Below are 9,403 nucleotides of genomic sequence, written 5' to 3' on the forward strand. Positions count from 1 at the left end.
CCCGGCCCGCCCGCCAGCCGGCGGCGGCCTTCTCGGCGTAACAGGGGGAGTCGAGGTCCACCTGCCAGGTCAGCCAGGACCGCCCCTGGGCCGAGCCGACGACGAACTCCGGGACCACGAGGACCGAGTCGACAGGGCTGTCGTCGGCGAAGGCGAAGGCAGCGAAGGCAAGCGGCGATCGGCGGGGCAGGCCGTCGTCGGGAACCGACGTCCGAGATGTGTCCCCGGACTCGGCGGCCGTGGCGGCCATCCACCAGCGGCGGGCCGCTTCGAAACGCCCGGGTCCAGTGGTGGCGAAGCGGGCCGCGGAACCCAGGCCGACCATGCCCTCACCGAAGCGGATCCAGGCACACTCCGAGCCGGTGGACAGGAGATCGGCCAGTCCGTTCCCGCCCGGCAGGGGGGCGCTATACGTGCAGGACGCCAATCGGGGTGCGGGCACCGTGAATCCAGGGTTGTTCATGACCTGCCAAGCCTACCGGCAGTGCCCTGGGCCGGTGCGCGCCGGGGCTCTGGGAGAATGGCGGGGTGGAACGCGCAACGACATCCGGCCAGACCCAAGTCCTCATCGCCGGCGGCGGCCCGGCCGGGGCCACGGCGGCATGGCACCTGGCGAACGCCGGCATCGAGGTCACGGTGCTCGAGAAGACCGCCTACCCGCGTGAGAAGGTGTGCGGGGACGGACTCACCCCGCAGGCGGTGCGGGAGATGAACCTCATGGGGATCCCGCACTCCGCCGAGGACGGGTGGCAGCACATCAAGGGACTGCGGCTGGTGGCCGAGGGCCGCGCGGTGGAGGTCCCCTGGCCGGTCACGCAGACCTGGCCGGACTACGCCCTGGTGCGTACCCGCCATGACTTCGACGAGGTCCTCGCCCAGCACGCCCGGTCGGCCGGGGCCACCATCCTCGAACGCCACTCCGTCACCACCGTGCTGCGCGCCGAGGACGGCACCGTCAACGGGCTGCGCGCTGAGCTGCTGGACGGCCGCGGCCGCAAGACCGGTGAGTTCAAGGACTTCCACGCCCCGATCGTCATCGCCGCGGACGGCAACTCCACGCGCACCGCCGTCTCCGCGGGCCTGGCCAAGCGGGACGACCGTCCGATGGGCGTGGCCGTCCGCGCGTACTACTCGATCCCGGAGGGCGCCCCGCGCCACGGCGACGACTGGATGGAGTCCTGGCTGCAATTGCCTGACGCCGCGGGCAACCTGCTGCCCGGCTACGGCTGGCTCTTCCCGCTGGGGGACGGCACCGTGAACGTGGGCCTCGGCATCCTGGACACCTCCCCGCAGTTCGGCAAGCTTGACTACCGCTCGATCCTCAAGGACTGGTCCGGTGCGCTGACCGCCACCTGGGGGCTGTCCGAGGAGACGCGCACGTCGAAGATCCTCGGCGCCGCCTTGCCCATGGGCTTCAACCGGACGCCCCAGCATGTGCCCGGCATGCTGCTCGTCGGCGACTCGGCCGGCATGGTCTCCCCGTTCAACGGCGAGGGGATCTCCTTCGCCATGGAGGCCGCCCGCATCGCGGCGGACCTGGCGGTCACGGCCCTGCAGCGCCCGACGGCGGCCGGCCGGGAGGCAGAATTGGCCCGGTACCCGGTGCTCACCCAGGAGACCTGGGGCGGACACTTCGCGCTCGGCAGCCGGTTCGCCGAGCTGATCGGCCACCCCGCCGTGCTGAAGGCCGCCCTGGCCACCGGCATGCGGGTGAAGCCGCTGCTGCGCTCCGTGGTGCAGGTCATGGCCAACCTGGTGGACGAGCGGGGCACCGCACCGGTGGACCGGGTGGTGCGGCTGCTGGAATCCGTGGTCCCCACCGCCACGACGATGGGAACAGTCCCGGAACCCGCATCAGCCGCCGTCCTGCCGTCCGACGCGGATGCGCGGACCCCGGCCAACGTTGGTTAGGCTGGCCCGGTGACTTCACCCGAGCCTGCATCCACCGCTGACGACCTCGCCGGCGTTCCCGGTGTCCCCGTCGGCGGGCTGGTCCTGCCCGCCGGCTTCGAGAACCTCGCGGAGCACGGTGACCTGCTCGACGTGGTCACCACCGCCCTCGAGCGGGTCGAGCTCGAGCTGTCCGAGGCCGTCACCAACGCGGACCAGCTGGCGGATCACACCTCCCGGCACCTGCTGGAGGCCGGCGGAAAGCGGATTCGCCCCCTGCTGACCATCCTGTCCTCGCTCCTGGGCGAGCCCGGGGTCGCCGCGGGACAGGTCGGCGAGGTGGCCTCGGAAGTCCGCTCGGCCGCCGTCGTGATGGAGCTGACGCACCTGGCGACCCTGTACCACGACGACGTCATGGACGAGGCGCCCGTGCGCCGGGGCGCCCCGGCCGCCCACCAGGTGTGGGGCAACTCGGTGGCCATCCTGGCCGGCGACCTGATCTTCGCGCGGGCCTCCCTGCTGATGGCCTCGCTCGGCCCCGAGGCCGTGTCCATCCAGGCACGCACCTTCGAGCGGCTGGTCATGGGCCAGCTCTGGGAGACCGTGGGCCCGGAGGAACAGGACGACCACCTGGAGCACTACCTGCGGGTGATCGGCGGCAAGACCGGTTCGCTGATCGCCTCCGCCGGACGGTTGGGCGCCCATTTCGGTGGTTGCGACGAGGCCACCGTGCGGATCCTCGAGGACTACGGCGAGAAGGTCGGCATGGCCTTCCAGCTGGCCGACGACGTCATCGACCTCACCAGCACCTCCCACGCCTCCGGCAAGACCCCTGGCACCGACCTCAAGGAACGGGTGCCCACCCTGCCGGTGCTGCTGCTGCGTCAGGCCGCCCCGACCGATGCGACGGCGGCTGCCGTCCTCGAACTGGTGGACGGGCCCCTGGACACCGACGAACAATTGGCCGCGGCGGTGGCCGCCGTCTCCGCCCACCCGGTGATCGCGCAGGCCTGGGACATCACCCGCGGCTGGTCCGCGGATGCCGTGGAGGCCCTGGCTCCGCTGCCGGTCTCACCGGTCAAGAGCGCCCTCGTGGCCTTCGCAGACTATGTGGTCAACCGCGACAACTAGCTGACGGAACGACCGACCGGACCACCGACCAGACCCCTTCTCGCTTTCAGTCGGGAAGGCGCGTAGGGCCGGCGTCCAGCACGGCCGCCAGTTCGCGTGCCTTGGCGGCCCGCACCTCCGGGGCCACCGGGTGGCGCAGGTGCCGGTACAGCTGGTCGTCGTGCCAGCGCGGGAACACGTGCAGGTGGTAGTGCCAGACGTGCTGGTTCCCGGCAGGCTCATTGTGCTGGCGGGTGGAGATGCCATCGGGGGACCACGCCTTCTTCATGGCCAACGCCACCTGGCGGGCCATCAGCCCGATGCGCTGCAGTACCCGGTCGGGGAGGTCGTACAGCGTCTCGTAGTGTCCGGCGGGGGAGATCATGGCGTGGCCCTCGTGGTCGCCGAAGCCGTCCACCGCGATGAAGACGATGACGTCCTCGTCCTGGTAGACGAGGTCGGCGAGCTCGCAGCGGTTCGTTGGATCCGAGACATCACCGGCCACCAGACCGCAGAACGGGCACACATAGCCCTCGGGGGCGTGGGAGTCGATCATTCGTTCTCGGGGTCCTCGGGGTCCTCGAAGGTCCACTGCAGCAGGTCCATCGCGAACTCGCTGAACGTCCCGCCCTCACACGTCCACACGCCGTGTTCGGCGTCCGCGCCGGTGGAACGACGCCAGACCAGAGGGTCCGGAAGTTCGGCGTCCGCCACGGGCAGGCCCCAGACGGTGCTCTCCCCGGCGTCCTCGAGGAACATCAGGAAGCCGTCCCGGATCTCCAGCTCATCGGCGTCGAAGAAGAAGTGATCGGTCTCCAGCAGGTCCGGGCAGTTGCCCAGGGCACGGTGGAACTCGTAGAGGGAGAGGGGGATCGGCACGCCGTCGGATTCGCCGTTGGCCTCCCGCGTGGCCTCGGCAGCGGGCGAGGCAGCCAGCAGCGCCTCCAGTTCCCCGGCGCCGAGGCCGTCCTCCTCCGCCCAGGGCGTTTCCAGGTGGGTGGGGACGAGCTTCTGGAAGGTCGAGAGGAAGACGGCGGGAGCGGAGGAGTCTGCGGGCATGCACCCAGTCTAGGGTCCCGCCCTACGGGCCGTGGCGCAGCCGGGGATTCCGCCGGGCCGTCCACAGCGAGTCCACCATGAGCACCACCAGGGCACACCAGATGAGGATGAAGCCGACCCACCGGCCGGTGCTCATGGCTTCCTGGAACAGTAGTAGGCCGATGAGGAACTGGATCAGCGGGTTGATGTACTGCAGCAGCCCGAGCAGGGTCAGCGGCAATCGGCTGGCGCCGGCCCCGAAGAGGATCAGCGGGATGGCCGTCACCACCCCGGACAGGGCCAGGATCCAGAAGTGACCGGCCCCATGGGAGAACAGGGTCATCTGGTCCGAGGCCACCAACCACCACATCCCGGCCAGACTCACCGGCACCAGCAGGATCGTCTCGGCCCCCAGGGAGGCGACCGGACTGACTGCGGTGGACAGCCGGCTTTTGACCACGCCGTAGCCCCCGAAGGTCAGGGCCAGCAGGATCGCGAGCCACGGGAACGCCCCGTGCCCGATCACCATGACCAGCACGGCCGTGACGGACAGGCCGACGGCCACCCACTGGGCCCGCCGGAGGCGCTCCCCGAACAGGACCACCCCGGCCAGCACGGAGACCAGTGGGTTGATGAAGTATCCCAGGGCGGCCTCGAGCGTCTGGCCGGAGAGCACGGCGTAGGTGTAGATCGCCCAGTTGCCGCTGATGAGCAGGGAGGCCAGGGCGGTGCCGCCCAGGTGCCGTCGGCTGCCCAGCTGCCGGCCGACGTCGTGCCATCGCCGCAAGGCGAAAAGCAGCACGGCGCAGGTGATGAGCGTGAAGGCGATCCGGGCGAAGACCACCTCGAGGGCGGAGGCGGGGGCCGTGGCCGCCATGTACAGCGGCAGCCCGCCCCAGAACGTGTACGCACCGGCACCGTAGGCGAGCCCGGCCGGGGTGACCGGGCGCGGGGCGCGGCCGGCGCTGGGAGCGGAGGCGGTCACTCCGGCAGGTCGCCGAGCTCGCCGAAGAACGTCTGCACCGTCATCACCGGCTTGCCCGTCATCAGCAGCTGGCCGCGGCCAGGGGGCATCTTGCGGGCCTTGAGTCCGTTGATGAGATTGCCCTCGCGGCGGTCACCGGACATGATCAGCGCCGAGGTCCCGTTGTCCCGCAGGGTCGAGAAGAACGTCTCATACATGCCGCGGGAGGCGCCCCGCACGCGGCGGGTCAGGACGAAGTTCAACCGCAGCTCGGCGGCCATGGGGATGAACGGGACGAATCCGCCGAGGGGTGACTGGCCCCCGCCCACCGTCAGGATGTCGTAGTCGTCGATCAGGGCCACGATGCGCGTCTGGCGCTGCACCGTCCTCTGGTCCTCCTGGGGGTCCTGCCGCTTGCGGAGTTCGTTGACCACGGCGCCCACCAGGTTCTTGGCCACCTCGGCGTTGGTGGCGTAGCCGCCCAGGTAGTCGTCCGGGACGACGTCTCCCAGCCCGCGGCGCGGGTCGAACACCACGAACATCAGCTGGTCGTCCCGGTGGTTCGCGGTGAAGCGCTGGACCACCTGGCGCAGGATGTTGGTCTTGCCGGCCTCCTCGTCGCCCATGACGATCAGGTTCCGGTCCGCGCGCTCCAGGTCCAGTTGCTGGACACCCAGGTCCAGCTCGCGCAGCCCCAGCGGGAACAGGCCCTTCTGCTCGGGAGTGGGTACGGAGGAGGCCTCCACCACGGGCGGCAGGACACGGACCTTCATGGCGGCACCGGTGGAGAACCGGCCCACCTGCTCCACGAGGTCCTTCAAGCCGTCCGTCGCCGACTCCTTCTCGGCCTGGCCGTCGATCCGCGGCAGGGCCAGATGGCCCTGGAGCTTCAGGGGGGTCAGGCCGCGGCCGGGGGCCTCGGGGTGGACGTTGGCGGCCAGCTTGCGGTCGACCTGCGAGTCGCCCGGCTCCGCCAGGGCCAGCTCGATGCGGTGCGTGAAGTAGGTCTGGTGCGTGGCCCGAATCTCATTGTTCCGGTTCACGGAGGAGATGATGTGGATGCCGTAGCCGGCGCCACGAGTCATGATCGAGACGATCTTGGGCAGCAGGTCGTCGAATTCCTCCTGGAACTGGCCGTGGCCGTCCACCACCAGGAAGATGTCCGCACTGGGCAGCTCGGGTAGCCGCCCCTCTGCGTGCAACCGGCGCATGGTCTGCAGCGAGTCGATGGCGTGCTTCTCGAAGACGCGCTCGCGGTGAGAGAGCATCCCCAGGATCTCGTCCACGGTGCGGGATATGACCTCCGTGTTCGTCCGGATGGCCACGCCGCCCACGTGGGGCAGAGCCTGTAGAGGGAGCAGGCCGGATCCCAGCAGGTCGATGCAGTAGATGCCGACCTGCTGGGGCGAGTGGGTCAGGGCCAGGGAGGACACGATGGTCCGCAGGGCGGTCGACTTGCCGGACTGGGGGCCACCGTGGACGATCATGTTGCCCGAACCGGAGGTGAAGTCGATCTCCCACAGCCCCTGCCACTGCCGCGCCGGGTCATCCAGCAGTCCGACCGGCACGGTGAGGTTCCCGCCGGCGGGAAGACGCAACCCGCTCTCCGTGTTCTTCGGCTCGCCGACGACCCGGTCCAGAGTGGTCTCCAACGGCAACGGGGGCAGCCAGATGGGCTTCACGGACGGCGGGTAGGTCCGCAGGGTGTCCATCATGGTGGACATCACCGTGGGACCGGTGGTGCGGCGGGCCGGGCCGTCCTTCTTCGAGGCCGGAGCCTCATCCTGCCCGGGCACCGGCGACTGCTCCTCCAGAAGGAGGGAGTACTCGGGTGCGGTGAGCACCTCCGGGATCTCGTCCAACGGCGTCACGTCGTGCTCCTCGACCACCTCGTCCTCCAGCGGGCCGGAGACGTAGCCGGATTTGAAACGGGAGTAGACGGTGGTGTCAACCTTGAGATACCCGTAACCGGGCAGTGGCGGCAGGTGGAAGGCATCCGGGGTGTCCAGCACGGTGCGGGACTCGGACTCGGAGAGGGTGCGCAGGCCGATCCGGTAGGACAGGTAGGTCTCCAGGCCGCGAAGCTTGCCGGATTCCACCCGCTGTGAGCTCAGCAGCAGATGCACGCCGATGGAGCGGCCGATGCGCCCGATCGAGAGGAACAGGTCGATGAAGTCCGGGCGGGCGGTGAGCAGCTCGCCGAACTCATCGATGATGACGACCAGATGCGGCAGGGGCTCGATGTCCCGGCCCTTGGACCGCTCCTCGTCACGGTGGATCTGGTAGTCGGTGATGTTGGCGATGTTGCCGGCGGCCTTGAGCACCTCCTGCCGGCGCAGGATCTCGCCGTTCAGAGACGCGTAGACACGCTCGATCAGGGTCAGGTCGTCGGAGAGGTTCGTGATGATGCCGGTGACATGCGGAGCGCCCTCGAACGGGGCGAACGTCGCACCGCCCTTGAAGTCCACCAGCACCATGGCCAGGCTGTCCGGTGAGTGGGTGGTCAGCAGGCCGAACACCAGCGAGCGCAGCATCTCGGACTTGCCGGAGCCGGTGGCGCCCACGCAGAGCCCGTGCGGGCCCATCCCGAGCTGGGCGGCCTCCTTGAGGTCCAGCAGCACCGGTTTTCCCTTGTCATCCGGACCTAGCGGGACCCGGAGGAAGTCGGCCTGGGACCGCGGCCGCCAATTGCGCTCGACGTCGGCCCGGTCCAGTGCCGGGGAGAGGTGCAGCATCTGCAGGAATGAGGAGGAGGACGCCGCCTCGGCACCGGTGTGCTCCAGGGATTCCAGGGCCAGGCGCAGCGGTGCCAGCTCGCGGACCAGCCCCGAGGCGGTGCTGGTGTCCAGCGGGTCCAGGATCCCTTCGGTGCGCACCGGGTTGCCCTGGTCCCGGGTGCGGTCCTCCAGCAGGAAGCCGGGGCGCCCGTCGTTCCGCCGGCCGTCCAGACCATCGTGCAGTGTGACCCGGTAGGAGACCTCGGAGGGCTCGTGCAGCCGGTTCTCACACAGGTGGACGGCGGTGATCCCGCGGGACTGCAGGCTGAAGTGCGAGTCGCCGAAGGTCAGGTCCTGGGACGTGTGGCCGTAACGGTCCACGATCACGATGAGCCGTGAGAGCAGGGCGGGGCCCTTGAGCGTCTCCTCGCCGAACTTGGTGTGCTCGCCGGCCACCTTGGACCGGTACTGCAGGTCCTCGTCCAGCAGGTCCACCAGGGTCTCGGGGTCCGGGGCGATGAGTTTGACCGGGCCGGTGAAGTGCTTGGCCGTATTGTCGTCCAGGTGGGGGAGCAACTCGAGCCAGTCCCAGTCCGCGCGGGTGGCCCGTGGCGTGATGAGGGCGATCCGCACATCCTCCGGTGACTGCAGGGCGGCCGCACCGGCCACCAGTGAGCGCACCACCTGGAGGGTCAGGTCCCGCGGGCCCACCAGGGAGATGTTGCCCGCCGAGTCGAGGGGAACAGTCACCGGCATGTCCGGAGCGACCTCGAACCTGCTCTTGAGGGCCTCGGCCTCACGCAGCATGAACTCGTCCTGCAGGGCGGTGGAGGTCTCCGTCACGGAGATGGCGATCTCCCGGGTGGGGCGGCGTCCCGAGCCGAGGCGCATCCGCAGGAAATCCTCGTGGTAGCGCCGCCGCTCCCACACCCGGGCCGGGTCACGGACGATGTCGAACAGGGCCGCCGGGGGCGGGGAGGACGCCCGGGCCGCCAGCTGTGCCCGCTGCTCGTCGTCCCGCAGTCTGACCCGCGTCCGCTCCAGGTACCGGGCATAGGTGTCCCGCACCGTCTTCCGGAGTCTGCCGGCCTTGCCGCGCTGCGAGAACATCATGACCACGGCCACGATGAGGGAGAGCATCATGGCGATGGCCCCCACAGCCGCGAACGGGCTCTGACGGAAGGTCATCATCACCATCATGGACGCGCCTGCCGCGAACATCGGCATGATGCGCAGGAAGCCCGCGTTGTTCTCGCCTTCGGCCGCCGCCGGGTCCAGCGGCTGGGGGCCCTCGATCCGGAAGGGCCGGTACAGGCGCGCCGGTGCCGAGGTGCGGGCGGGGCGGTGAATGATCCTCTGCGTCACCAGGCCAGTCCCCTCGCCGCCGGTGCCGGGGCGCCGGAGGAGTTGGCCGCCGCGAGAGCCTGGGCCGTCAGTTCGGCGGCGGCCAGTCGGTTCTCCGGCCGGATCAGCGGCAGGGAGATCCCCACCCCGCCGGCGATGTGCCGGTCGTGACGGAAGGCCACGGCACCCACACCGGTGCGCGTCAGGGCCGCGGCCTGCGCCAGGGGGTCCAGCACCGCGTCACGGTCGGTGCCCACGACGGCGGCCACCACGGGGATGGCGGAGAGGAACGGATCGGACTGCCAGTGGCGCAGATAGCCGGCGGCCTCGTCCACGGCGG

General features: G+C 70.1%; 7 protein-coding genes and 1 pseudogene. 2 read left to right on the plus strand and 6 right to left on the minus strand.

Annotation, left to right across the window (positions count from 1 at the left end):
• Nucleotides 1-463, minus strand: a pseudogene (locus tag ABD134_RS12025) (hypothetical protein); the annotation flags it as partial.
• Between the two features lie 65 nt (nt 464-528).
• Here ABD134_RS12025 and ABD134_RS12030 point away from each other — a divergent pair.
• Together ABD134_RS12030 and ABD134_RS12035 are read left to right on the plus strand one after the other, a co-directional pair.
• Nucleotides 529-1,911 (plus strand): geranylgeranyl reductase family protein, encoded by a 1,383-nt coding sequence (locus ABD134_RS12030; RefSeq protein WP_344229754.1) that lies wholly within the window; start codon nt 529-531, stop codon nt 1,909-1,911.
• A 78-nt stretch (nt 1,912-1,989) separates the two neighbouring features.
• Nucleotides 1,990-3,021, plus strand: coding sequence for a polyprenyl synthetase family protein (locus tag ABD134_RS12035; protein ID WP_344230892.1), 1,032 nt, complete (start codon nt 1,990-1,992; stop codon nt 3,019-3,021).
• 46 nt (nt 3,022-3,067) lie between these two features.
• Here the strand turns inward: ABD134_RS12035 and ABD134_RS12040 are convergent, their stop codons facing one another.
• The 5 genes from ABD134_RS12040 to ABD134_RS12060 all read right to left on the minus strand — a co-directional run.
• Nucleotides 3,068-3,556: an HIT family protein gene (locus ABD134_RS12040; RefSeq protein WP_344229756.1), complete on the minus strand. Its 489-nt coding sequence runs from the start codon at nt 3,554-3,556 to the stop codon at nt 3,068-3,070.
• The gene (locus tag ABD134_RS12045) at nt 3,553-4,059 is read right to left on the minus strand and encodes a hypothetical protein (RefSeq protein WP_344229758.1); all 507 of its coding nucleotides are present in this window, start codon (nt 4,057-4,059) and stop codon (nt 3,553-3,555) included. Before ABD134_RS12045 ends, ABD134_RS12040 begins: the two co-directional genes overlap by 4 nt.
• A 22-nt stretch (nt 4,060-4,081) precedes the next feature.
• Nucleotides 4,082-5,023, minus strand: a complete 942-nt coding sequence (gene rarD / locus ABD134_RS12050; RefSeq protein ID WP_344229760.1) for an EamA family transporter RarD — start codon at nt 5,021-5,023, stop codon at nt 4,082-4,084.
• Nucleotides 5,020-9,084: a type VII secretion protein EccCa gene (gene eccCa / locus ABD134_RS12055; RefSeq protein ID WP_344229762.1), complete on the minus strand. Its 4,065-nt coding sequence runs from the start codon at nt 9,082-9,084 to the stop codon at nt 5,020-5,022. Before eccCa ends, rarD begins: the two co-directional genes overlap by 4 nt.
• The coding region (locus ABD134_RS12060) for a hypothetical protein (protein ID WP_344229764.1) at nt 9,081-9,403 on the minus strand (323 nt) is incomplete at its 5' end. The genes eccCa and ABD134_RS12060, both read right to left, overlap by 4 nt.

The organism is Citricoccus alkalitolerans, assembly GCF_039528175.1.
Lineage (GTDB): Bacteria > Actinomycetota > Actinomycetes > Actinomycetales > Micrococcaceae > Citricoccus > Citricoccus alkalitolerans.

Coding starts and splice junctions, on each gene's coding strand:
- ABD134_RS12045 (WP_344229758.1), bottom strand. CDS start 4,059: ATGCCCGCAGACTCCTCCGCTCCCGCCGTCTTCCTCTCGACCTTCCAG.
- ABD134_RS12040 (WP_344229756.1), bottom strand. CDS start 3,556: ATGATCGACTCCCACGCCCCCGAGGGCTATGTGTGCCCGTTCTGCGGT.